We start from the raw sequence: 21,870 nt of genomic DNA, 5'->3' as shown, positions 1-21,870 counted from the left end.
ATTGCTTATAAATATATAAACGATCGATAAAGGGGGATTCAATATAGTGCTAGATTTAAAAATGTATGTAAACGGTGAATGGAGAGACTCTAGTGATCAAGAAAAAAGAACGATTATTAACCCTGCGAATGGCAAGGGTATAGCATATGCACCTGAGGGAACGGTTGAGGATGCAAAATACGCGATAGAAGTGGCAAGAACGGCTTTCGATAGCGGAATTTGGTCAGCAACATCTACTGCTGAAAGGGCATCATATTTATTTGAAATAGCAGATGAAATTGATAAAAATATGGAAGAATTAGTATACCTTGAAACAATGGATAATGGAAAAACATACCGTGAGGCAGAAGGAGATATTGGAGATGCAGCGGCTTGTTTTCGCTATTATGCCGGATTGATTACAAAGCCAGATGGTCAAACATATCATGTAGCCGATCCGATGCAAGCGATGGTTGTAAGAGAGCCAGTTGGTGTTTGTGGATTAATTGTTCCATGGAATTATCCGCTATTGATGAGTGTATGGAAAATTGCACCTGCTTTAGCAGCTGGAAATACAATTGTGTTTAAACCTTCTGAAGTGACACCAATCACTGCAACAAAGCTATTCGAAATCCTTGAAAAAGTAGGGCTACCAAAAGGTGTTGCCAATATGGTAATGGGGGCCGGTCCAATAGTAGGAAATGAAATTGCAGCGAGTAATAAAGTGGACATGATTTCCTTTACAGGTGGAACAAAAACAGGTAAGCACATTATGAGAACAGCGGCAGATAATATGAAAAAGATTTCGTTAGAACTTGGAGGGAAATCTCCAAATATTATTTTTGCAGATGCAGATTTTGAGACCGCTATTGATTATGCTCTATTCGGTATTTATGCAGGTAGCGGACAAGTATGTTCAGCAGGATCAAGAATCCTTGTAGAAGAAAAGATTTATGATAAATTTGTTAATAGTTTTGTAGAGCGAGCACAGCAAATTAACGTTGGACCTGGTGATAATCCAGAATCAGAAATGGGGCCACTTGTAAGTCAAGAACATATGGAAAAAGTATTACGCTATATTGAAATTGGGAAAGACGAAGGTGCAAACGTTGCTTGCGGAGGTAGACGAATAATGGAGGATGGAAAAGGTGATGGTTTCTTTATTGAACCAACAGTCTTTGTCAATGTAAAACCTGATATGCGCATTGTCCAGGAAGAAATCTTCGGTCCTGTTGTAGTAATTCAAAAGTTTAAAGACGAACAGGAAGCAATTGAGTTGGCAAATGGTACAGACTATGGTTTGGCTGGAGGAGTATTTACAGTCGATGGTGCAAAAGCAATGCGTGTGATTCGCAAACTTCGCGCAGGAATTACGTGGATTAATAGCTATCATCCAACATACAATGAGGCGCCTTGGGGCGGATATAAGCAAAGTGGTATAGGTCGTAGTCTAGGAACGTTTGGTTTAGAAGAATTTCAAGAGATTAAGCAGATTAATATAAATCTAGAAGTAGAACCTATTGGTTGGTTTGCAAATAAAAAAAATGTAGAGGTGAATTAGATGGAAACGAACGTGAAAAATAAATTGAATGAGAAAGAATCAAATGTAAATGAGTATATTACGAAAGTACTACAGTTAATTGAAAAAGAAAAGGTTACTGAAGAAGAGGCAAACTGGATTCAAAAAGAAACAGTAGATGGATTTAGAGAGCATGTAAACCCTGGTTTTCTTGCTTATAGAAAAACAGTAACAAAAGATGGACAATTTGCAGCAGTAGAATGGTCAGATGAAGGATCTTGCTTCATGGATATTAATGGTAAAAAGTATATTGACTGTTTAGGTGGATTTGGAATTTATAATGTTGGTCACCGTAATCCGAAAGTGGTAAAAGCTGTAACGGATCAATTAAAGCGTCAAGCATTGCACAGTCAGGACTTACTAGATCCACTTCGAGCAATGCTTGCAAAGATTTTAGCGGATATTACACCTGGTGATTTGAAATATGCCTTCTTCACAAATAGTGGAACAGAAAGCGTAGAGGCAGCATTAAAACTAGCAAAAATGTATAGTGAACGAACAACTTTCATTGCTACAACGCGTGCTTTCCATGGTAAGAGCCTTGGTGCTTTATCTGGGACGGCAAAAGGAATGTTCCGTAAGCCATTTTTACCATTAATTCCGGGTTTCCGTCATGTTCCGTTTGGCGATATTGATATGATGAGAAAAACATTTGAGACATGTGCATTAGTGGGAGAAGATGTTGCAGCAGTTATTTTAGAACCAATTCAAGGAGAGGGCGGTATTATTTTACCTCCAGAAAATTATTTGAAACAAGTACGAGAGCTTTGTGATGAGTTTGGATCACTCCTTATCTTTGATGAAGTACAAACTGGAATGGGACGTACAGGAAAAATGTTTGCTGCAGAATTATATGATGTCGTGCCGGATATTATTTGTCTTGCGAAGGCGTTTGGTGGAGGTGTAATGCCAGCGGGAGCTATTGTTGCGAAAGAAACAGTATTCAAAAGTTGGTTTGAAAATCCATTTATGCACACAACAACATTTGGAGGAAATCCACTTGCATGTGCTGCTGCAATTGCAACAATCCATGTTTTATTGGAAGAGAAATTACCGGAACGAGCGATGGAAGTTGGAGAGTATTTCTTAAATGGATTGAAACAAGCAGCAGAAGGACACGAAGATAAAATCTTTGAAATTCGTGGTCAAGGTTTAATGATTGGGATTGAATTCCATAAAGACGAGATTGGTTATGAAGTGTCAAAGGCGATGTTTGATCAAGGCATTCTTGTTGCGGGAACATTAATTAATTCAAAAACTATTCGTATTGAACCATCCCTTACAATTAGTTATGAAGAAGTAGATACAGTTATTAATACGTTTAAATCTGTGCTAACTCAAGTAAAAGTAAAATAAATTTTGTATAAGGTTATATGTGAATTCAAACGATTGAAACTATAATTAGAATAGATTTACCTGTATGTTATTACAGGAAGGCAGTGTAACGAAAAGTTACACTGCCTTTTTATTACATTTTTTGTTGTAAGTATTTACATGTAATTTGTCTTGGTGTACTATTTAACTAACACACTAAGACAGGAGGGGAGAAATGAAAATTGAGTTTTCTCCAAATACACCAATTTACATTCAGGTAATGGAATACATAAAGAAAGAAATTGTAACGGGTCATTTATTGCCTGGCGATAAAATTCCCTCCGTACGTGAATTAGCGAGTGATTTACAAGTAAATCCAAATACGATTCAACGTACATTTCAAGAGTTAGAGCGGGATGGAGTTGTTGTAACACGTAGAGGAATGGGGCGATATGTAACGAATGAAGGGGAGAAAATTATGGAGCTGCGAAAAGATATGGCGAAAGAATTACTTCATTCTTTTATAGATGGAATGGACAATTTAGGTTTTTCAGAAGAAGAAATTCTTACAATCCTTCGTTCTTCATTACATGAGAAAAGGGAGGAGAGCGAATGACAGAGTTATTAAAAATAGAAAATCTATGGAAGCGGTACGGATTAAAAGCAGTGATCCGTGAGTTAAACATAGAGATTACAGAAGGAAAAATCGTTGGGCTTGTTGGAGATAACGGGAGCGGGAAAACGACGTTATTGAAAATGATTGCAGGCCTGCAGCATCCTTCTGAAGGTAGTATTACAATAGATGGTAAAAAGGTAGGATTAGAGACGAAAAAAATCGTTTCATTTATGTCCGATAAGCCAGTCTTTGATGATTGGATGACTGTAAAAGATGCTTTATTTTTCTATAGAGATTTTTATAAAGACTTCGATATTCAAAAAGCAGTAGATACGATTGTGGAATTCAAAATACCGTTAGAAGAAAAAATTAAAGCATTGTCAAAAGGGATGATTGAGAAGCTGCAAATCATTTTAACATTTTCTCGAAAAGCGAAGTTATTCGTACTGGATGAACCGCTTGGCGGGATTGATCTCGTTTCTAGGGAGCATGTACTTGAGCTAATCCTTAAATTTTATCGTGAAGATTGTACGCTGCTTATATCAACTCATTTAATAAGAGAAATCGAAAATATATTTGATGAAGTAATCTTTTTGAAAGATGGAGAAATAATATTGCATGAAAATGTGGAAGAACTTCGATTTCAAAAGGGGAAGGCAGTACATGAGCTGTTTAAGGAGGCCTATGAGAAATGAGTCAGCTTTTTCTTTATCTGTATAATTGTAATAAGAGAAAAATAGCCATTATTTACTTCGGATTTATTACAGTTTCATTAATTCTTTTATTTAATATGAAAGGAGTTTCAGGAGCTAGAATTTCAGGTAGGCAAGATATAATCATTATTATATTTTTTATCGTACTAGGTATAAATGGATTCGCAATTCTTCTAACAGGTATATCGTCTTTTCGAAAAATGCTAAAAAACTCTATGCTACGTTGTACTTCTATTTCAGCACAAAAATATATATCTGCAAATGTTTTATTTTGTGTACTACTCTTTATGATTTTGCTAGGAATAGGAATCATTTTTCTATACTATTTTTCTTTAAATATTTATAATGGAAAAACAGATTTAGGTGTTCAGCAAGCAATCCACAGTTTATATGATTATGGAATATTACATCATATGTTATCTATTTTCTTATGGGGACTAGATTTTGTTAATATGCTAGTTTCTATTTATTTAATTATAGTAATTACGAAGCTATTCAATGTGAAATCATCGATGAGTAAGATTGTTTGCGTAATCTTATTCGTTGTTTTTATCGCATTTAATGGGGGAATAACATATATCTTTCAGCAAATAGAAAAGTATGTGTTTGCCATAAATAATATTGGATTTATAGATCAAAACGGCTTTTTAAATACATCATTTTATTCTGGTACAGATATTACAGTTTTAAATCTATGTTTTAACTGTTTATTAACAATTACATTATTAGTAGTTACAGGGCGCATCATCGACAAAAAACTAGAAGTTTAAAGGAGGAATCATCATTGGGAAATGTAGTAGTGAAATTAGAAAATGTCCGAAAAAAAATTGGTAGAACAGAAATTATTCGGGGCTTATCATTTGAGGTTCGTGAAGGAGAGGTATACGGATTCCTTGGACCGAACGGTAGCGGTAAGACGACGACAATTCGTATGATGACAGGTCTTATTTCTATGACAGAAGGCGATATTACAATTTGTGGTCATAGTATTCGCACAGAGCGTGAAAAGGCGCTAGAGCAAATTGGAGCGATTGTAGAAAATCCCGAGCTATATGATTATATGACTGGAATGCAAAATTTAAAGCATTTTGCGAACATGGCGATTACCCCAATTAGTAAAGAGCGCATCGCTGAAATTGTAAAGCTTGTTGAATTAGAGCATGCGATTCATAAAAAGGTGAAAACATACTCACTTGGTATGAAACAGCGTTTAGGAATTGCGCAGGCGTTACTTCATCAGCCGAAAATCTTAATTTTAGATGAACCGACAAATGGATTAGATCCAGCTGGTATTCGCCAAATTCGTGATTATTTACAACGATTAGCGAAAGAAGAAAATATTGCAGTCATTGTATCAAGTCATTTATTAAGTGAAATTGAATTAATGTGTGATCGCGTAGTTATTATAAAGCAAGGTGAGTTTGTACAAGAGTATAACTTACATGAACAAGCGAAGCATGATGAAACAGTTGTAGTTGCATTTGAAGTAGATCAAGTTCAAAAAGCGAACGAAATTATTAAAGGTAAAGTACAAGGAAATGTAGCTGTGGCATCTGTAATGAAAGAAGAGATTCCGCAAATTGTAAAACAGTTAGTGAATGCTGATGTACTCGTATACGGTGTTACTGTTCAAAATAAAACGTTAGAGGATGAGTTCTTAGCGATTACAGGGGGAGTGAAAGCGTAATGTTTAAATTAATTCAAAATGAATTTTTAAAGTTACATGCGAAAAAAGGTATGTACATTTTAATAGGTGTAATTGCAGCATTGGAGATTTTGGGAGTTTTAGCGATGCTGAAATGGGGAGGAGGAAATGAGTTTAAAGGATCATATTTAGATTTTGTAAGTTCAGAGATTGGTTTAATTACCTTATTTGCAACAATTTTTGGAATTACGATTGCGTCTCGTACAATTACTGATGAGTTCCAAAAAGGTACAATTAAGCAGTTATTAATCCGTCCGAGAAAACGAATTACAGTTTTGTTCTCTAAATATATTACAGTGTTACTTACTATATTATTTATCATATTTGCTAGCACGTTAATCGCAATGATTATTGGCGGGATTGTAATGGACGGTAGTAAAACAGGAGTAACGTTAGGAATCGTAATGAAGTCCATTTTATATCAAGTACTTTCACCGTTCTTCTTTGCAACTCTTTCATTTTGCTTAGCTAATGTATTTAGAAATTCTGTATTACCATTAATTATTTCGTTGTTCTTATTCTTCTTACAAAGTGCAATTACAATGGTGCTTATGATGTTTGCTAAAGGTGTTGCAAAGTTTGTTGTATTCTCGCATTTAAATTTAAGTGTGTACGACAGCAATAAATTAGTAAGTGGCGGAGTAGAACCACCATTTACAGAATTTACGTTTACAACTTCATTATTACTTGTAGTTGCATACTTTGCTGTATTACTTGTAGCATCAAGTGTATTATTCCAAAAACGTGACGTATTATAGTAGAAAAATCCCCGTGTTAACGGGGATTTTTATTAACCAGCTTTTTTGATTTATGTAGCTTTTAAGCGTGGCAGATACATATTTACTTAGGAACATAATTGTAACTAAGTTGAAGAACATTGATATGGTATATCAAATAGGATTGTTATTATGTAATTTAATACGTATATTATTCGGAATAAAGTGAGAAAAGTAGGAAGATTTTCAACTATATTCATATTATAATTTAGTTATCCGGCCATTTGTGGAGAAGGGCTACCCATAAAATACTGATTAAAGTTTCACTTTATATCATCTCTGGAGGTGTTCAATATGCAACATGCATTTTCACGTATAAGGCTACGTAGTTTTTTTGGATGGATGATTATAGGGATGTTCCTGACGATGATTCCATTAAGTTTATCAGGTGCTTCTGACAATACGATAGAGTTGCTGTCACAAATATCAATATTTTTTGCATTTCCACTATTGTGGCTATATTTAAAAACAAGTAAAAATAATGTTGTTTTTAAAAGTTTTTTTGATAAGCCCGGACGTTTACATTGGGGGTTAATTGTATTAGCAACGATCATGGGAATGATTTTTGCAGTCGGTATATCCCAAATTCAATTTTATATTTTAGCACATACTTTACCCAATTTCTTAGTTACCATGTTAGAAGATGGAAATGTAATTAATACGAGTAACATATACATGACGATATTTACTTTCATTTCAGCATGTGTATTAGCCCCAATAATGGAAGAGGTTATTTTTAGAGGTTTTTTCTTGCAGCGAATGGCTTACAAATGGGGGATTAAACGAGCGGTTATTATATCCTCTCTTATTTTTGGACTAGGACATTTTGATGTTATCGGTGCTTTCATGTTCGGTGTTATTATGTGCCTTCTATACATAAAGACAAAAAATATATGGACGAATATTGCTGTGCATGCTCTAAATAATTTGATTGCAACGAGTATGCAATTTGTAGGTGGAGATGGAAGTGACGCGATCTCGATTACTGAATTACAAGCACAAAGTAATTTATGGATCGGCATTGGTCTTGTGATTATCGGTTTATTATGGTTCATTCCTTTTACTTGGAACCAATGGCGTACAGTAAAAGAAGTTGGTGTGCCACCGATTCGTTTCATAAATGAAGAAAAAGTAGTGAATACATCAGAAGAAAATGAAATATATAGCCAAGTGATAGTAACAGATAGATTGATGGCTGTAGAATTACCTGATGAAGCTGTAAATAAGCTTCGGTTAGAAGAAAATGATTATGTAACAGTTTTTGTAGAAGAAGATAAAATTGTTATAAAGAAAGCGCATAATAGATAATTAAAAAGTAGCTCCTAAAGAGCTACTTTTTAATTTGTAATAATCTCTACACGAAAATTATTACCGTTTTTTACATATTTAATATCTGTAACGATCCGAACGGTTTTTAGAAGTTCAACTTTTTCACCAATTCGAGGGATGGTCGGAACATTGTCCCAAATACCAAGCAAGTCATCTAATTGTGCCGTTTTTTCATAAAACCAGATTTTCAATGTAAAGCCCCTTTCTCGAACTTTATGTATTTTAATACATGATATATCATTTTTATTCTTAATGTAAGGGGTTTTTACTCTTTTTGTGAATAAAGATGAATTAAACTTCTGGGAATATATGTTCAATGTCCGGAGTAAGAGCTACTTCTGATAATACGATATGAGAAACTGTCGTTGCATATGAAGAAACATCATTGATAAATTCTTCAAGTTCAACGAGTGAAGGAACAGAGATTTTTACAATGTAGCATAAGCTTCCTGTTACTCGGTAACAAAAACTTGCAGATGGATAAGACTGAATAAACTGTTGCATACGTGTTGTATCACCATTTTTTAAAGTGATTTCTAAAATACAATCTAAAACAAGTCCTGCTTTTTTATAATTGATATCGATTGTGTATTTTTGAATAATCCCCTCACTTTCAAGTTTACGTACACGTTCTGTAGTAGACGGAGCCGATAAGTTTACTCGTTTTGCTAATTCACGCATCGAAAGGCGGCTATCATTATATAATTCATTTAAAATTTTTCGATCAACACGGTCTAATTGCATTTGTAAATATACCTCCAGTAAAATGATAATTTTTGTAAAGAAAAATTTAAAATTAAGATTCATATGAAATGTAAAGTGAACTTTATTTATTTTACAATAAAAAAGAAGGAAATAGGAGGGGAAATGATGGAGAGAATTACATTATCAAATGTAGGAGATACAAAGTTTCAAAAATTATTAGGTCATAATCCAGATATATTAAATTCGTGGAGTACGTTAGAGAATACACTGTATAGTACAGGGGCCCTTTCCGTAGAGTTAAAGGAGCAAGTAAGAAGAACATTAGCGTTTGGGAATGAATGTCCGTACTGTATGGCAAAGGGAAAGCCGGATGATATACAAAAAATAGAAGAAATTAGCGTAGCCGTTACTTTTGCGCATGCATTTGTTCATGACCAAAAGGCGATAGATGATAATATGTTTCATATATTAAAACAATATTGGACTGAAAAAGAAATTGTAGAGCTTTGTGCCTATATTTGTTTTATTACTGCTTCGCAGCAACTTGGTTTTCTGTTTCAATTACAGCCCAATTAATTAGGAGGATATTATGCTTAATCAAGCAGCACTTATAATCATTGATGTACAGGAAGCATTCAACTTACCATACTGGGGCGTGAGGAATAACCTTTTGGCGGAAGAAAATATGAAAAGTTTGTTAGAAGAATGGAGAAAAAGAAAACTACCAGTTTTTCATATTCAACATGTAAATAAAGAAAATGTTCAATCGATGTTTTATCAACATGCGGAAACGGTAAACTTTAAAGAAGAAGTGCAACCAATGCCAGATGAAATAATTATCCAGAAATCCGTTAATAGCGCGTTCATTGGGACAAATTTGGAAGAACAATTAAGAGAACAAAATTGTAATACGGTAGTGATTGTAGGATTAACAACAAATCATTGTGTGGAGACTACAACACGGATGGCAGGTAATTTAGGGCTTACAACGTATTTAGTGAGCGATGCGACGGCTACATTCAATCGTAAAGGTCTGGACGGGACAGAGTATAGTGCAGAGGACATTCACCATATGACACTTGTAAACTTACATGATGAATTTGCCAAAATCGTTACGACTGAAGGTGTTTTAAAATTATTTTAAGAAAATAATTGTGGAATTATGTAGAAAAAAATAAGAATATTTCGTATAATCTAAGTATAATCATTTTGAAAATAGGGGTGGCATCATATGGAGCAAATTCCAGTAAAGAAAATAGAAGAAGTACTCGTTTTAGCAGGAGATGATAAACAAAAGCAAAAGGAATTTTATGAATTGCTCTTAACAACGGAGTTTTATGTTGCTGGTTCACTTGAAGCAGAAGACGGGGCAACGGAAGGAACACTTCGTTTGCGTCATTTCCAAGGAGAGGGTAGATGGATCGTTCCGTTCTTTACACAATTGAAATTTGTAAAAGATGTGTTGCCAGAAGGTACACCCCTTATTACGATACGTGGAAAAGAATTATTGGGTAGCATCGAGAAAGATGCGACAGCTGTATTAAATGTTGGAACAGATATGAGTAAAACATTTATTCCAGAAGAAATTGCAGAGATAGCATCAGGACGAATCTTTAATTATTATAAGTAAAAGGAAAAGCTTAGCAGCTTTTCCTTTTTAATTTGAACATGGAGTGGCTATACCAGAAGAAATAGAAACAGTTTTGTTAGTTGTATTTATTGTTGCTGTAGCTCCGAGGGGAATACCGATATTTGGACTTATATGTCCAATCGGTAAACCGAATAACACAGGTATATTATATGGCGTGAAATATTCATATAATATTGTTTGCAATGATTGAGATGGCTTAGAAGGGTTGCAGTCGTGACAACTTGTAAAAATAACGCCGCTGCATTTATTAAACAGTCCAGATAAAAGTAGTTGATTTAACATCCGGTCAATGCGGTACGGTTCTTCACCAATATCTTCAAGCAATAAAAGTTTATTTGACGTATTTATCTCATAGGGCGAGCCAATTATACTTGTTAACACAGTTAAATTCCCTCCAACTAATGTGCCTGTAACTGTACATGGAGAGGTAGGTACGATACATTCTGATGCATATAAGATAGATGAATACGGATGGAATAGTTGATTGAAAGAAGATAAAGAGAGAGAATCTATACCTTTTCCTAATTCTTCAATCATTGGACCATGAAAAGTAACCAGCTCCGCATAACGTGAAAAGGCAGTATGTAAAGCCGTAATATCGCTATATCCCCAAAAAATCTTTGGATTCCGTTGAATGATTTCATATTGAATGTAAGGGAGGAGACGAGCGCTACCGTAACCACCTCGTGCACAAAAGACTGCTTTGACCTCAGTATTTGTAAATGCTTCATGTATATCATCAAGACGAACTTGATCACTTCCAGCTAAATATCCATATTTTTCATAAACACTCTTTCCAATTATTACGGATAATCCCATCTCTTGTAATACGTTCACACCTTTTAATATATTCTCAAGTGTTGGTGGGCCAGACGGTGCAATAACCATTACTGTATTACCTTTTTGCAACGCATTTGGATAAATCATTGTTCTCAGCCTCCTTCTCTTTCAATATATTCGCTTGAGCGAAAGTTCAATCCTTGTAAAAGAAGGGGAAAGCATGTCATATAAAGAAGGTATAGGGAAAGTAGGAGGGAAAATGATGTTTACAAGTCGAGTAATAGATATATTACAAATTAAGTATCCGATCATTCAAGCAGGTATGGCAGGAGCGATTACAACGTCAGAACTTGTTGCAGCTGTGAGTAATAGCGGAGGATTAGGTACGCTTGGAGCAGGGTATATGAGCCCAGAACAAATCCGTGAAGCGATTTATAAAATAAGGGAACTAACAAATAAGCCTTTCGGTGTTAATTTACTTTTAACGAAAGAGATACAGATAGAAGAAGAGAAGGTAAACGAGGCGAAAGTATTACTTAGTGGAGTGAATAGAGAATTAGGTATAGAGGAAGAAAAGACTTTAAAACTTCCAAAAAGCTATAAAGAACAATTACAAGTATTATTAGAGGAAAAGGTACCAGTCGTTAGTTTTGCATTTCAAACGTTAGAAAAAGAAGAAATAGATGATTTGAAAAAGGAAGGGATAAAAGTTATCGGAACAGCTACCCATGTAGCGGAAGCGAAAGCACTTGCTAAGTTAGGGGTAGATATTATTGTCGGGCAAGGTAGCGAGGCAGGAGGGCATAGAGGAACGTTTATTGGGAAAGAACAAGATGCGATGATTGGTACATTTGCATTAATCCCGCAATTAGTAGCGGAAGTACCTCATATCCCGATTGTTGCAGCAGGTGGTGTAATGAATGGGCAAGGGCTTGTTGCGGCATTTGCGTTAGGGGCAGAGGCTGTTCAAATGGGATCAGCCTTTTTAACGAGTGAAGAAAGTATTACGCATGACGTGTATAAAGAGGCGATTTTACATAGTACAGATACGAGTACAACGGTAACCCGTGCGTTTTCCGGGAAATATGCACGGGGTATTCGTAATGAATTTATAGAGAAACATGAAGGAAGAGAAGAGAATTTACCGATGTATCCAGTGCAAAACGTACTAACTTCAAAAATACGTCAAGAAGCAGCGAAGCAAAATAAGGAAGAGTATATGTCGCTTTGGGCGGGACAAGCATCATCATTAGCACGAACGGAATCAGCTCAGCACGTAGTGAAACGTGTCATGAAAGAAGCAGAGAACGTAATTGAACAATTACAAGATGTATATAAAAAAAGACCACTTGAATAATTCAAGCGGTCTTTTCGTTAGTTTGCTTTATAAAATTGTTGGATAGCTTCGTCGATGTAAACCCAGCCTTTCCAACCTAAGTGCATATGATCTTTTAAGAAGTACTTATCATATTCATGATTTGAGAAATCAGCAATTGGATAGCCAGCTTGCTTAATTTGCTCATGAACTTTATTGTAGTATAATTCGCGTTTTTCTTTCGGGAAGCCAGCGTAATCATACCAAGGACCTTTTACAGGAACAGAAATGAAGAGCGGTTTTGCGCCAGATTGTTTTAATAAATCAAGTACAATTTGTAAATCTTCATATTCTGGTGATTGGTCATAAGCATCATTTTTTAAGTAACCTTCACGTTGTTTTAATTTCTTCTTAATTTTGCTATTGAAGTAATCATCTTCGATACCATATTCGTTAGAGCTTGATTCTACTGCACCTGTTTGATCAGCATGCTTACGAGCTTCTTCCCAGTTCATTTGTTTCAATGATGGATCAAGCTGTTCTTTATGCGGCTTAATATTAAACATAACTGTAAATAAATCTTTACGATCTAGAATGTTACGATAAATATAAGCGAAAGGTTTAGCAGCAAGTGCTTTTACTTTATACTTTGTATCATCGTAGGCGATACCTTCAAGCGAAATTTTTAATAAAGTTTCTTTTTTAACAATCTCAAAGTTTAATAAGCGTTTTGCAATTTGTTTTTTCATTTCAGGTTTTAAATCATCGTTGAAAATGAAGTGGTAACCTTGTTGTTTTGAAAAGTTAGGTGCAAAGTGTGTCTCATCAATACCTTGTGGTACAAACCATTGCGGAGAAAGAACGAATATCATTTTCTTATCTTTCAATTGATCCATTGTAGATGTGAAGTTTAATACATGTACAAGGTCTTGTGTTCCACCGCGCCCAAGTAGGAATGGTGTGAATCCTTCAGGCTTTACTTTGAAATAATTCGATGGATGGAAAGCATCCATACGTGCGAATTCCGATGAACCGTACATCGGAAGATATTTCGGGTCTGCTAACATCTTTTGCTGTAAAATCATACTTTGAATCTTTTCTTCTTTTAAAGAAGTCGCAGCTTGTTCTACTTTCTCATCACTTAAAAGTGGGAGTAGGAAGCGCGTAGGAATAAGTAAGAATACAGCAAAAAGGGCCAATGCTAAAAGCATCGGACCAAATTTCACTTTGTTCATCGGATTTCTTCTAACTTTTTAATAACCATATTTGGTGTAGCCCACTCATCGCGGTCAAAATCAGAAATAGAAACTTCAATCTCTAAACGCTCTTGGAATTCTACTAATAAAGATACTACAGCGAAAGAATCAAGAATACCTTCTTCAAATAATTGAACATCTAAGTTTTCTTTCACAATATCGTTTTCACATACTTCTTCTAAAATATCTAATACTTGCTCTTTGAATTCTGCCATTTTTAAAATCTCCTTTATATCCGAAATATATTATATGTGCAACTTCTTAATAGTATAAGAAGGGTGCATTAAAAGTATCTGTTAAGGTGTCCAGAGAAGATCAGGAAACCGAAACATACAACGTGGAACGTAATTACAATCGCAAGGACGTGTGTAAATTTATTGTTTGGCCAAAACTTATGCTTCTTGTTTTTTCGTTCGAAAATATCGAATAAGATAAACAAGGCAGCGTGATAAAGACCATAAATAATGTATTGATACACATGCTCACCAGTAATATGCCATATTCCCATGATGAAAAAGTTTAAAAATGCACCGATATACGAAATTGTGTAACGGTTTTTAATTAACTTTTTCTTCGTTGCGAAAAAGACGAAACGCATGTAAATAAAGTCACGGAACCAGAATGATAAACTCATATGCCAGCGGTTCCAGAAGTCTTTAATGTTACGACTAATGAATGGTTTATTAAAGTTTTCTGGAGTTTTAATTCCCATCATATAACTTACACCAATTACAAATGAGCTATAACCAGCAAAGTCAAAGAATAAATATAAGCTATAGCTATACATGTAAATCATATTTGATAGGATTGTATCTTGCTGAGCGAATGCCGGATCCATAAAATATTGCTTTATTAAGTAAGCAATAATAAATTTATACAAGAAACCTTGGAAAATACGGTTTAGCCCTGTATATAGTAAATTTTGATATTCTTCTGCACTAGGTGGCTTTTGAATATCTTTTTGGAATCTGCGGTAACGATCGATAGGTCCCGTTGAGATAGCTGGGAAGAATAAAACGAATTCCCAGAAATTAAAGAAGGAAAGTTCTTTAATTAAGTTATCACGAACTTCAAATACCATTTGTACTGCTCTAAATGTTACATAGGACATTCCTAAAAATACAACAAACTTTAGCTCAGGTACAAACGGTGCAATTTTTGCTAAAACAAGCGGTAAAATCGACAAAATAACAGCCATATAAAACCTAAATGTACTATTATTTTGTTTTCTTAAAATTAAATAGCCTTTAATAAGGGCATATTGCCAAATAATAAATGCGGCTAACATGATTGCTTGCTTCGGTTTATCAGAGAAGATAATAACGAGCATTACTAATGTTAAAACGGCATTATATTTACGCAACATTTTACCTTTTAATCCAGCTATGATAGTAGGTATTAATAAAATGCCTACTATAGCGAAAAAATAAAATGATCCATATGCGGTCATGCTGTAACCTCACTCAATAATTTTTTGCGATCTACCTTTCCATTTGGTGTCATTGGAATAGAAGAGTGATACATGAATTTACGTGGAATCATGTAATTTGGTAATCGCTCATTGAGTTCTTTTTTGATTGCAGATGTTAATTTGAATTCTTTTTCAAACGAATGCTCTCCAGGAACAACAACCGCTAATAAGTAATCATATTTTTCACCTTTTTTAATTGGAACAACAACTGCACCTTCTACGTAAGAACACGCGCGAAGATGATGTTCGATTTCTTCTAATTCCATTCGATAACCATGAAGCTTAATTTGGAAATCAAGACGACCATTATAGAATAGAAGACCATTTTCTACATAGCCAGCATCACCTGTTTTATAGGCGCGCTCACCATCAATCATGGTAAATACTTTTTCTGTTAATTCAGGGCTTCCTAAATAGCCAACGCTTACGCTTGGACCGACAATTACGATTTCACCTTTTTCACCGTCAGGTGCAATTGTACCATCTTCTTTCATAATAAGAAGGCGACAGTCTGATTTACAGTAGCCAACTGGAAGTGATTTGTATTGATCAAGCACTTCTTCTGTAACGTGAATGCCTGTTACAGCAACAGTAGCTTCTGTTGGACCGTACGTATTCATAATTGCTGCTTTCGGGAAACGCTCAATTAATTTTCTAGCTACTTCATTTGGTAACACTTCACCGCAGAATAAGAATGTTTTCATGTTTGGTAGCATACTTTCAGAGAAAGAGGCTTCCATTAAACACATTTCTGCGAAAGATGGTGTCGAAGTCCATACTTGTATATCCGATTGCTCTAAAGAAGCAAACAAGTCTTTTGGACGTGCAATCATATCTTTATCGATTGCCCAAAGTGTACCACCTGTTACTAATGATGGGTAAATATCCATTACAGATAAATCGAATGAGAAAGGTGCTTGGTTTAAGAATACTTGCCCTGTTTGTAAGTTGAAATCTTCTACAGCCCATTTTGTAAAGCTAACAAGACAGTTATAAGTAATCTGAACCCCTTTCGGATTACCTGTACTTCCTGATGTGTAAATAATGTAGAAGTTCTCATCACCTTTTACCGCATGTTCAGGATTTGGAGTATTCCCTTTATGAGTAAAGAAAATATCTTTTAAGTTATCTTCACTTGTAATGCGAACTGGTAAGTCCGTTACCGTTACTTCTGCCCCTGATAACAGTAATTTCGCACCAGAACTTTCAGCAATACGTTGTACACGATCAGCTGGAATAGATAAATCTACAGGAATGTAAGCATGTCCAGCTTTTACACAACCTAAAAAGTTAATAATCATTTCAGGTTGCATATGGCCATAAACCATAATTGGTGAACGATCATCTGGATACTCAGAAGAAATCCAATGTGCTAACGCATCAGAATCTTCCTTTAATTGTTTGTACGTAATTTTCGCATCTCGCCAAACAAAAGCGGTTTGATCAGGCGTTTCTACAGCCCACTTTTCAATTTGTTCTAATAACTTCATAACGTTCCCACCCTAGAATTCATTGTAAATAAATGTACTTGTGTTTGTATCATGGAATCCATACAACCAAAGTAATGCAAATAAAATTGCAAGGTAATAAACCGTCTTTGCAACCCATTGTGTGAGTGGTTGAGACCATATCTCTTTTAATCTTTCCATGTCTTTCCCTCGCTTAATGAAATAATAGCTCTTTGTAGGTATCATGTCCTACATTATTGTGAAAAAAACAAAATCCCACATTTTAGGTAAAAATAAGTCAAAAGGCTCTTTTCTGATATTAGCACTAAATACTAAAAAAGAAAATCCCTAACTTAGCAATTATATTACATTCAGCATGAATTTGTAATGGGTTTGACATGTAAATAGGAAGTGGATTGTGTGAAGGCGTGAAAATATAATATTTGTTTTGTTATTCCTGAATTGGAGTGGGTTAATAATCACTGGGTACTTAGTACATTTTCAAGGTATAGAGCCTTTTAAAAGGAGGTAATTATTATGAAAAGAGAGTGGAGGAGTTTTATTTCAGAAGAAAATATCATTAAATGGAGACGGTATCTCCATAAATATCCTGAATTATCATTTCATGAAAAAGAAACTTCGCAATTTATATATGATACATTATGTTCATTTTCTTATTTTGAAGTAACAAGACCGACTAAGTACAGTGTACTAGCAATTAAAAGGAGCGTGAAAAAAGGAAAAGTAGTTGCTGTTCGAGCGGATATAGACGCATTACCAATTCAAGAAGAGACACTAAAGCCATATGGATCGGTTAATAAAGGTGTAATGCACGCATGCGGGCATGATGCTCACGCAGCTATTTTATTAAGTACAGCAGAGACGATAGCAAATATGAAGGAAGATTTTGCAGGCGAAATCCGTCTGTTCTTTCAGCACGCAGAGGAAGTGTATCCCGGTGGTGGACAAGAAATGGTGGAGGCCGGTGTTATGGACGGCGTCGATTATGTAGTAGGTTTGCACGTTATGTCTGGATTAGAAAGTGGAAAGATAGGAATTGTATATGGCCCTATGATGGCAGCACCAGACGTATTTACAATTGAAATTTTAGGAAAGGGTGGTCACGCGGCACGACCAGAAGAAACGATAGATCCTATTGCTATCGGAGCACAAATTATTACAAATTTACAACATATCGTATCAAGAAATACAAGTGCTTTTATGCATAGAGTAGTGTCAGTTACACAATTTCATGGGGGGATGGCCGATAATATCATTCCTAGTGCAGCAGCTTTAATGGGAACTGTTCGATCTTTTAATCAAACATTAAGAGAGGAAGCAAAAGAGAAAATTGAGCAAATTGTAAAAGGAATTACGGAAGCACATGGGGGAGATTATACATATACGTATCGTTACGGATATGATCCAGTTGTTAATAATGAGTACATTACGAAAATAGTAGAAAAAAGTGCGATGAAATTGTTCGGAAATCAGCGTATTGTGCATCTTGAACCTTCTATGGGAGGAGAAGATTTTTCAGCGTATTTAAGAAAAGCACCTGGTTGTTTCATTAAATTAGGAACAGGGAATAAAAATATTGATACTTGTTATCCACATCATCATCCGAAATTTGATGTGGATGAATCGGCTTTAATTAATGGAGTGGAACTATTTTTAGAGACAACTATAAGACTACTAGAAACTGATAAAGCATAAAAAAAAGGCAACTGCACTCTATTGCAGTTGCTTTTATTTCTTCCGTCAGAGAGGGCTGAGAAAGAACTATGCTCATTTATAGTATATGAATAGCTAACGGACAAGCTTGTACATTTTAACTATTTTTTTAAAAATAGTTATTGACTTTGATAATCAATTTCAATTAATCTAATGGTATAATTGAAATTGATAATTAATATCAATGAAACAGATGAGGAACCTTAATGAGAAAAACATTTCACCTTTTACGAAGGGGATTAAAAAATAAAGATGTTGATAAGCATATTGAATGGCAACGAAATGTAATTCGTTCTGAATATGTAGATGAGAAGAGTACACTTCAAACAGAAAAAGAGATACAAGGTAAAAGGAGAGGTTCAGTTGAGTAAGTTAGTAATGATTTTTGCAAGTATGAGTGGAAATACAGAGGAAATGGCTGACCATATTGCGGGTGCGATTCGTGAAACAGAAAATGAGATTGAAGTAATTGATATTATGGATACACCAGAAGCTTCTATATTAGAGCAATATGACGGGATTATTTTAGGTGCTTATACTTGGGGAGATGGTGATCTTCCTGATGATTTTTTAGATTTTTATGATGCAATGGATTCTATTAACTTAACTGGTAAAAAAGCAGCTGCATTCGGTTCTTGTGATTCGGCTTATCCGAAATACGGGGTAGCGGTTGATATTTTAATAGAAAAGCTGCAGGAGCGCGGGGCAGCAGTTGTGTTAGAAGGATTGAAAGTAGAATTAACGCCAGAAGATGAAGATGTAGAAAAATGTTTACAGTTTGGAGCTGAATTCGTAAAACACCTTTCTTAATGGCAGAAGGGAGATGAAGAGCAATTGCATGAGAAAATCTCAATCAAAATGATGACAGATTACCATTTGTATGATTTTATGCGTTGTCCGCATAAATTTTATTTCCGTCATATAAAAAGAAGAGAACCTTCTTCATTTGAATGGCAACAAATAGCGCAAATGATTGTGAATCAAATTATTAATGAATATTACACGCTACCTGCGGGCCAACAAACGAAAATTGTACTTTTAATATTAATAGAAAAGTATTGGAAAAAAGTAAGGATTAATATGTTTGCTTCAAAGGCGGAGTACTATATTGTTTTAGCGAAGCTAACTGATCACTTATTACAGTTTGTTGAAAGGGATGATAGTCAGGCACCGCCGTTATTTTTATATGAGAAGTTTCAAACATATATGGAAGAGTTAGGTGTCCACATGTCATTGACATTTGAAGTTGGTGAGTGGAGTGCTGAATCGTTTGTAATTAAAAAGTATGTTGTCGATGCGGATGAGGAAATGCTTGCTCTTTGTCAGAAGCTAATGACAGTATTCAGTTATAAAGCTTTCGGTATTCTTCCAGGGAAAATTGAAGTTATTAATTTAATAGAAGGAACTAAGTATGAGTACATTCCAAAGCAGGAAGATATTATAACTGGAATGGATGATTTATTTAGAATGAAAGAAATGTTACAGCAACCTGAGCACTATACAGAGCGTCATTTTCGTTCTGAGTGTATGAGTTGTGCGTTTCGTAGTGAATGCCAAAGGGAAGAAGTAAAGAAAGAAGCGAAGCAGAAGAAAAATATAGTACATTAAAGGGTGCAAATTTGCATCCTTTTTTGTTATTGACATGAAAAGCTTTTCATCATTTACCGTATATTTGTAGCAGATTTTAATAAGAGGAGGAATAATCAATGAAAGATGAAACGGCAGTATTTCAATGGTTAAAAGAACAGAATGCTCCTTTTGGAATTCAACTGCAAATTTTACAGGCATTTCAATTGTATAAAGTTATTGTTGAAATGGATAAAAAGTTAATGATGTATGAGGAGAGAGAGTATAGGGAGAGAATTTAATCTCGTCCCTGTAGTATTGCTTTAAGCTGTTCTTCATTCTTCTTTAATGTTATTTCGTTGTTTGTTTCAATGTTATAAATAAGGTTATGTAGTAAAGGGCTGTATTGATAAAAGGTAGTGATGCGGTGAATGAGTAATGGATCGCGGTGAGAAATAACTGCACTGTATTGTTCATATACAGATGTAGTAAACTCATGACCGAAATCATAATATAGCCCAGCAAAATCAAAAGCGGGATCGCCAATTTGAGCATCTCCAAAATCGATAACACCTGAAATGGTTTTGTTCTGCGTATTAAATAAAATGTGATGATGTGTAAAGTCAGCATGAATGATTGTATTTTGAGAGGTAGATTTAGCTATATTGGCAAAGAAATTTTCGAATAAACGATTTAAGGCTGATTTCTGTAATGAAGTAAGATTGTTAGTAAGGTATTGATTTAATTTTGTTTGTAGCTCTTTCCAGTAGATAAGTGTTTTTTCGATAGGGAATCCTAGCGTTTCAACACGTTTTAAAGGAATACTATGTAAAGTCGCAAGGAAAGTGGCTAATTGTGTAATAATTACTTCAAGTTCTTTTTTCTCTAGCTTTGCAACTAGTTCAGTTGTTAACGGTTCACCATGAATGAGAGGATAATAGCTGCAAAATGGAACAGTATTACAATCATTCTTATACAATAAATGATACTTAGGAATCTCGATTTCTTGTAATGAATGAGAAAGAATTGTGCACAGTTCTTTTTCTAACGGAATTCGGTTTGCATATTCAAGTTTTCGTGGGAAACGAAATAGTAGTTCATCATTTATAATAACAGTTATATTATCCCACCCTTCTTCATTTTGTATATATGAATGTATAGAAAGATCTGGTAGAGCTTCTTTTATATATTGTTTGTAAGAGTCCATAATTGTTCCTCGTTTCTAAGTTAAAGGTAGATTATTCCACTTTATGATATCAGAATTTTCTTTCTATATGTTAAAATATAACTATCATTATGGAGGAGGGTGGGGTGCATTACGAAGAAAAGAATATTAATCATTTCTCTATGTATCGCTTTTGGATTGTTTTGGCCATATAAAGAGGAGGTTTTTGCTACCTTTAAACCGATAGATCGCTACGAGTTAAATAAGGAATTAAAGAACAAAAGTATAGAAGCTTTAACTGATAAAGAAATGAAAATGATGGGAGAACACTTTGTGACAGTGCAACTATCAGTGTTTGAGTTTAATAATAAAGAAGATGTGAAACGAAAAGGTGAAGAAATATTTGTAAATAGAGGGTATGAACAGTTAATAGAAAATTATTACCCAAACCGTTTTCGGGATTTAGAGTATAAATTTACAAACGAAGAGATACGTGAAGAGACAGATGAGAGTTTTCGCTATCATGCTGTAGCGTACGTTGCTGGTATTGAAAATGGTAAGAGAAGTGAAATGAAATTAAATTATGACATGAAAATTGTAAAGGTTAATAATTTATTCATGGTGTTAGAACAAAAACAATATGTACAATAAAAAACCCTCTAGAATGAACTGTACCCTATAAAATGGACAGTTTAATAAAAAAGCCCTGAAAAATCAAGCACTTAAAAGGTGGTTCCGATATTCGATCGGAGCCATCTTTTTTAATGT

At 34.7% G+C, this 21,870-nt stretch carries 27 protein-coding genes; 18 read left to right on the top strand and 9 right to left on the bottom strand.

The window, feature by feature from the left end; genetic code table 11:
• Window positions 1-46 precede the first annotated feature (46 nt).
• The 8 genes from B5P42_RS02405 to B5P42_RS02370 all read left to right on the top strand — a co-directional run bounded on the left by B5P42_RS02405 (window position 47) and on the right by B5P42_RS02370 (window position 7,990).
• Window positions 47-1,540: an aldehyde dehydrogenase family protein gene (locus tag B5P42_RS02405; RefSeq protein ID WP_113733574.1), complete on the top strand. Its 1,494-nt coding sequence runs from the start codon at window positions 47-49 to the stop codon at window positions 1,538-1,540.
• Entirely contained in the window at window positions 1,541-2,914 is a 1,374-nt protein-coding gene (locus tag B5P42_RS02400; protein ID WP_002030584.1) for a putrescine aminotransferase, read from the top strand.
• A gap of 193 nt (window positions 2,915-3,107) precedes the next feature.
• Window positions 3,108-3,488, top strand: a complete 381-nt coding sequence (locus tag B5P42_RS02395) for a GntR family transcriptional regulator (RefSeq protein WP_060750611.1) — start codon at window positions 3,108-3,110, stop codon at window positions 3,486-3,488.
• On the top strand, window positions 3,485-4,183 hold the full coding sequence (locus B5P42_RS02390) for an ABC transporter ATP-binding protein (RefSeq protein WP_113733573.1): 699 nt from the start codon (window positions 3,485-3,487) through the stop codon (window positions 4,181-4,183). The genes B5P42_RS02395 and B5P42_RS02390 overlap by 4 nt, the downstream gene beginning before the upstream one ends.
• Window positions 4,180-4,971 (top strand): hypothetical protein, encoded by a 792-nt coding sequence (locus B5P42_RS02385; protein ID WP_060750609.1) that lies wholly within the window; start codon window positions 4,180-4,182, stop codon window positions 4,969-4,971. The genes B5P42_RS02390 and B5P42_RS02385 overlap by 4 nt, the downstream gene beginning before the upstream one ends.
• Before the next feature lie 14 nt (window positions 4,972-4,985).
• A complete protein-coding gene (locus B5P42_RS02380) occupies window positions 4,986-5,888 on the top strand; it encodes an ABC transporter ATP-binding protein (protein ID WP_002030591.1) in 903 nt (300 codons plus the stop codon).
• Window positions 5,888-6,664 (top strand): ABC transporter permease, encoded by a 777-nt coding sequence (locus B5P42_RS02375; protein WP_002030593.1) that lies wholly within the window; start codon window positions 5,888-5,890, stop codon window positions 6,662-6,664. The genes B5P42_RS02380 and B5P42_RS02375 overlap by 1 nt, the downstream gene beginning before the upstream one ends.
• 312 nt (window positions 6,665-6,976) lie before the next feature.
• The gene (locus B5P42_RS02370; RefSeq protein WP_113733572.1) at window positions 6,977-7,990 is read left to right on the top strand and encodes a CPBP family intramembrane glutamic endopeptidase; all 1,014 of its coding nucleotides are present in this window, start codon (window positions 6,977-6,979) and stop codon (window positions 7,988-7,990) included.
• A gap of 29 nt (window positions 7,991-8,019) precedes the next feature.
• Here the strand turns inward: B5P42_RS02370 and B5P42_RS02365 are convergent, their stop codons facing one another.
• Both B5P42_RS02365 and B5P42_RS02360 read right to left on the bottom strand, forming a co-directional pair.
• Entirely contained in the window at window positions 8,020-8,202 is a 183-nt protein-coding gene (locus tag B5P42_RS02365; RefSeq protein WP_000707108.1) for a DUF3913 family protein, read from the bottom strand.
• A 100-nt stretch (window positions 8,203-8,302) separates the two neighbouring features.
• Window positions 8,303-8,755, bottom strand: a complete 453-nt coding sequence (locus B5P42_RS02360; RefSeq protein WP_002030598.1) for an Lrp/AsnC family transcriptional regulator — start codon at window positions 8,753-8,755, stop codon at window positions 8,303-8,305.
• Window positions 8,756-8,878: 123 nt separating this feature from the next.
• Between B5P42_RS02360 and B5P42_RS02355 the strand changes: the two genes are divergently transcribed.
• The 3 genes from B5P42_RS02355 (at window position 8,879) to B5P42_RS02345 (ending at window position 10,346) form a co-directional block, all read left to right on the top strand.
• On the top strand, window positions 8,879-9,292 hold the full coding sequence (locus tag B5P42_RS02355; protein ID WP_170935223.1) for a carboxymuconolactone decarboxylase family protein: 414 nt from the start codon (window positions 8,879-8,881) through the stop codon (window positions 9,290-9,292).
• 13 nt (window positions 9,293-9,305) lie between these two features.
• On the top strand, window positions 9,306-9,860 hold the full coding sequence (locus B5P42_RS02350) for a cysteine hydrolase family protein (protein ID WP_113733571.1): 555 nt from the start codon (window positions 9,306-9,308) through the stop codon (window positions 9,858-9,860).
• Window positions 9,861-9,947: 87 nt separating this feature from the next.
• Complete coding sequence (locus tag B5P42_RS02345) at window positions 9,948-10,346, top strand: SseB family protein (RefSeq protein ID WP_002011614.1); 399 nt, start codon at window positions 9,948-9,950, stop codon at window positions 10,344-10,346.
• A gap of 27 nt (window positions 10,347-10,373) precedes the next feature.
• On the opposite strand, the gene B5P42_RS02340 is transcribed toward B5P42_RS02345, so the two are convergent.
• Complete coding sequence (locus B5P42_RS02340) at window positions 10,374-11,294, bottom strand: S66 peptidase family protein (protein WP_113733570.1); 921 nt, start codon at window positions 11,292-11,294, stop codon at window positions 10,374-10,376.
• A 73-nt stretch (window positions 11,295-11,367) separates the two neighbouring features.
• Between B5P42_RS02340 and B5P42_RS02335 the strand changes: the two genes are divergently transcribed.
• On the top strand, window positions 11,368-12,504 hold the full coding sequence (locus tag B5P42_RS02335) for an NAD(P)H-dependent flavin oxidoreductase (protein WP_002140949.1): 1,137 nt from the start codon (window positions 11,368-11,370) through the stop codon (window positions 12,502-12,504).
• Window positions 12,505-12,521: 17 nt separating this feature from the next.
• Here B5P42_RS02335 and dltD read toward each other — a convergent pair whose 3' ends face one another.
• From dltD to B5P42_RS02310, 5 genes are all read right to left on the bottom strand, one after another.
• The gene (gene dltD / locus B5P42_RS02330; protein ID WP_002126231.1) at window positions 12,522-13,697 is read right to left on the bottom strand and encodes a D-alanyl-lipoteichoic acid biosynthesis protein DltD; all 1,176 of its coding nucleotides are present in this window, start codon (window positions 13,695-13,697) and stop codon (window positions 12,522-12,524) included.
• Window positions 13,694-13,933, bottom strand: coding sequence for a D-alanine--poly(phosphoribitol) ligase subunit DltC (gene dltC / locus B5P42_RS02325; RefSeq protein WP_002011622.1), 240 nt, complete (start codon window positions 13,931-13,933; stop codon window positions 13,694-13,696). The genes dltD and dltC overlap by 4 nt, the downstream gene beginning before the upstream one ends.
• 68 nt (window positions 13,934-14,001) lie before the next feature.
• On the bottom strand, window positions 14,002-15,168 hold the full coding sequence (dltB, locus tag B5P42_RS02320; RefSeq protein WP_033708921.1) for a D-alanyl-lipoteichoic acid biosynthesis protein DltB: 1,167 nt from the start codon (window positions 15,166-15,168) through the stop codon (window positions 14,002-14,004).
• Window positions 15,165-16,679: a D-alanine--poly(phosphoribitol) ligase subunit DltA gene (dltA, locus tag B5P42_RS02315; RefSeq protein WP_002064418.1), complete on the bottom strand. Its 1,515-nt coding sequence runs from the start codon at window positions 16,677-16,679 to the stop codon at window positions 15,165-15,167. The genes dltB and dltA overlap by 4 nt, the downstream gene beginning before the upstream one ends.
• 12 nt (window positions 16,680-16,691) lie before the next feature.
• Window positions 16,692-16,838 carry a teichoic acid D-Ala incorporation-associated protein DltX gene (locus tag B5P42_RS02310; RefSeq protein WP_002011626.1) on the bottom strand — a complete coding sequence of 49 codons (147 nt, stop codon included), beginning with the start codon at window positions 16,836-16,838 and terminating at the stop codon, window positions 16,692-16,694.
• 336 nt (window positions 16,839-17,174) lie between these two features.
• Between B5P42_RS02310 and B5P42_RS02305 the strand changes: the two genes are divergently transcribed.
• The 5 genes from B5P42_RS02305 (at window position 17,175) to B5P42_RS31860 (ending at window position 20,239) form a co-directional block, all read left to right on the top strand.
• Window positions 17,175-18,353, top strand: a complete 1,179-nt coding sequence (locus tag B5P42_RS02305; RefSeq protein ID WP_113733569.1) for an amidohydrolase — start codon at window positions 17,175-17,177, stop codon at window positions 18,351-18,353.
• A 224-nt stretch (window positions 18,354-18,577) separates the two neighbouring features.
• On the top strand, window positions 18,578-18,742 hold the full coding sequence (locus B5P42_RS31865) for a hypothetical protein (RefSeq protein WP_002011628.1): 165 nt from the start codon (window positions 18,578-18,580) through the stop codon (window positions 18,740-18,742).
• Window positions 18,735-19,181, top strand: coding sequence for a flavodoxin (locus B5P42_RS02300; protein WP_002086759.1), 447 nt, complete (start codon window positions 18,735-18,737; stop codon window positions 19,179-19,181). Before B5P42_RS31865 ends, B5P42_RS02300 begins: the two co-directional genes overlap by 8 nt.
• A gap of 24 nt (window positions 19,182-19,205) precedes the next feature.
• Complete coding sequence (locus B5P42_RS02295; protein WP_113733568.1) at window positions 19,206-19,979, top strand: hypothetical protein; 774 nt, start codon at window positions 19,206-19,208, stop codon at window positions 19,977-19,979.
• A gap of 98 nt (window positions 19,980-20,077) precedes the next feature.
• A complete protein-coding gene (locus tag B5P42_RS31860) occupies window positions 20,078-20,239 on the top strand; it encodes a hypothetical protein (RefSeq protein ID WP_002126244.1) in 162 nt (53 codons plus the stop codon).
• On the opposite strand, the gene B5P42_RS02290 is transcribed toward B5P42_RS31860, so the two are convergent.
• Window positions 20,236-21,144, bottom strand: a complete 909-nt coding sequence (locus B5P42_RS02290) for an aminoglycoside phosphotransferase family protein (RefSeq protein WP_113733567.1) — start codon at window positions 21,142-21,144, stop codon at window positions 20,236-20,238. The genes B5P42_RS31860 and B5P42_RS02290 overlap by 4 nt on opposite strands.
• A 99-nt stretch (window positions 21,145-21,243) precedes the next feature.
• Here B5P42_RS02290 and B5P42_RS02285 point away from each other — a divergent pair, with 99 nt between their 5' ends.
• Window positions 21,244-21,753: a biotin transporter BioY gene (locus B5P42_RS02285; RefSeq protein ID WP_113733566.1), complete on the top strand. Its 510-nt coding sequence runs from the start codon at window positions 21,244-21,246 to the stop codon at window positions 21,751-21,753.
• The last annotated feature ends 117 nt before the right edge of the window (window positions 21,754-21,870 follow it).

The sequence above is a fragment of the Bacillus sp. SRB_331 genome (assembly GCF_003264175.1).
Taxonomy (GTDB): domain Bacteria; phylum Bacillota; class Bacilli; order Bacillales; family Bacillaceae_G; genus Bacillus_A; species Bacillus_A mycoides.
This window is presented reverse-complemented; position numbering and strand designations above follow the sequence as displayed.

What these genes read in the sequence shown, in the direction of transcription:
- B5P42_RS02350 (WP_113733571.1), top strand. Translation starts at nt 9,306, where the DNA reads ATGCTTAATCAAGCAGCACTTATAATCATTGATGTACAGGAAGCATTC.
- B5P42_RS31865 (WP_002011628.1), top strand. Translation starts at nt 18,578, where the DNA reads ATGAGAAAAACATTTCACCTTTTACGAAGGGGATTAAAAAATAAAGAT.
- B5P42_RS02340 (WP_113733570.1), bottom strand. Translation starts at nt 11,294, where the DNA reads ATGATTTATCCAAATGCGTTGCAAAAAGGTAATACAGTAATGGTTATT.
- B5P42_RS02370 (WP_113733572.1), top strand. Translation starts at nt 6,977, where the DNA reads ATGCAACATGCATTTTCACGTATAAGGCTACGTAGTTTTTTTGGATGG.
- B5P42_RS02290 (WP_113733567.1), bottom strand. Translation starts at nt 21,144, where the DNA reads ATGGACTCTTACAAACAATATATAAAAGAAGCTCTACCAGATCTTTCT.
- dltA (WP_002064418.1), bottom strand. Translation starts at nt 16,679, where the DNA reads ATGAAGTTATTAGAACAAATTGAAAAGTGGGCTGTAGAAACGCCTGAT.
- B5P42_RS02335 (WP_002140949.1), top strand. Translation starts at nt 11,368, where the DNA reads ATGTCATATAAAGAAGGTATAGGGAAAGTAGGAGGGAAAATGATGTTT.
- B5P42_RS31860 (WP_002126244.1), top strand. Translation starts at nt 20,078, where the DNA reads ATGAAAGATGAAACGGCAGTATTTCAATGGTTAAAAGAACAGAATGCT.
- B5P42_RS02375 (WP_002030593.1), top strand. Translation starts at nt 5,888, where the DNA reads ATGTTTAAATTAATTCAAAATGAATTTTTAAAGTTACATGCGAAAAAA.
- B5P42_RS02390 (WP_113733573.1), top strand. Translation starts at nt 3,485, where the DNA reads ATGACAGAGTTATTAAAAATAGAAAATCTATGGAAGCGGTACGGATTA.
- dltD (WP_002126231.1), bottom strand. Translation starts at nt 13,697, where the DNA reads ATGAACAAAGTGAAATTTGGTCCGATGCTTTTAGCATTGGCCCTTTTT.
- B5P42_RS02400 (WP_002030584.1), top strand. Translation starts at nt 1,541, where the DNA reads ATGGAAACGAACGTGAAAAATAAATTGAATGAGAAAGAATCAAATGTA.
- dltC (WP_002011622.1), bottom strand. Translation starts at nt 13,933, where the DNA reads ATGGCAGAATTCAAAGAGCAAGTATTAGATATTTTAGAAGAAGTATGT.
- B5P42_RS02305 (WP_113733569.1), top strand. Translation starts at nt 17,175, where the DNA reads ATGAAAAGAGAGTGGAGGAGTTTTATTTCAGAAGAAAATATCATTAAA.
- B5P42_RS02310 (WP_002011626.1), bottom strand. Translation starts at nt 16,838, where the DNA reads ATGGAAAGATTAAAAGAGATATGGTCTCAACCACTCACACAATGGGTT.
- B5P42_RS02345 (WP_002011614.1), top strand. Translation starts at nt 9,948, where the DNA reads ATGGAGCAAATTCCAGTAAAGAAAATAGAAGAAGTACTCGTTTTAGCA.
- B5P42_RS02355 (WP_170935223.1), top strand. Translation starts at nt 8,879, where the DNA reads ATGATGGAGAGAATTACATTATCAAATGTAGGAGATACAAAGTTTCAA.
- B5P42_RS02385 (WP_060750609.1), top strand. Translation starts at nt 4,180, where the DNA reads ATGAGTCAGCTTTTTCTTTATCTGTATAATTGTAATAAGAGAAAAATA.
- B5P42_RS02360 (WP_002030598.1), bottom strand. Translation starts at nt 8,755, where the DNA reads ATGCAATTAGACCGTGTTGATCGAAAAATTTTAAATGAATTATATAAT.
- B5P42_RS02395 (WP_060750611.1), top strand. Translation starts at nt 3,108, where the DNA reads ATGAAAATTGAGTTTTCTCCAAATACACCAATTTACATTCAGGTAATG.
- dltB (WP_033708921.1), bottom strand. Translation starts at nt 15,168, where the DNA reads ATGACCGCATATGGATCATTTTATTTTTTCGCTATAGTAGGCATTTTA.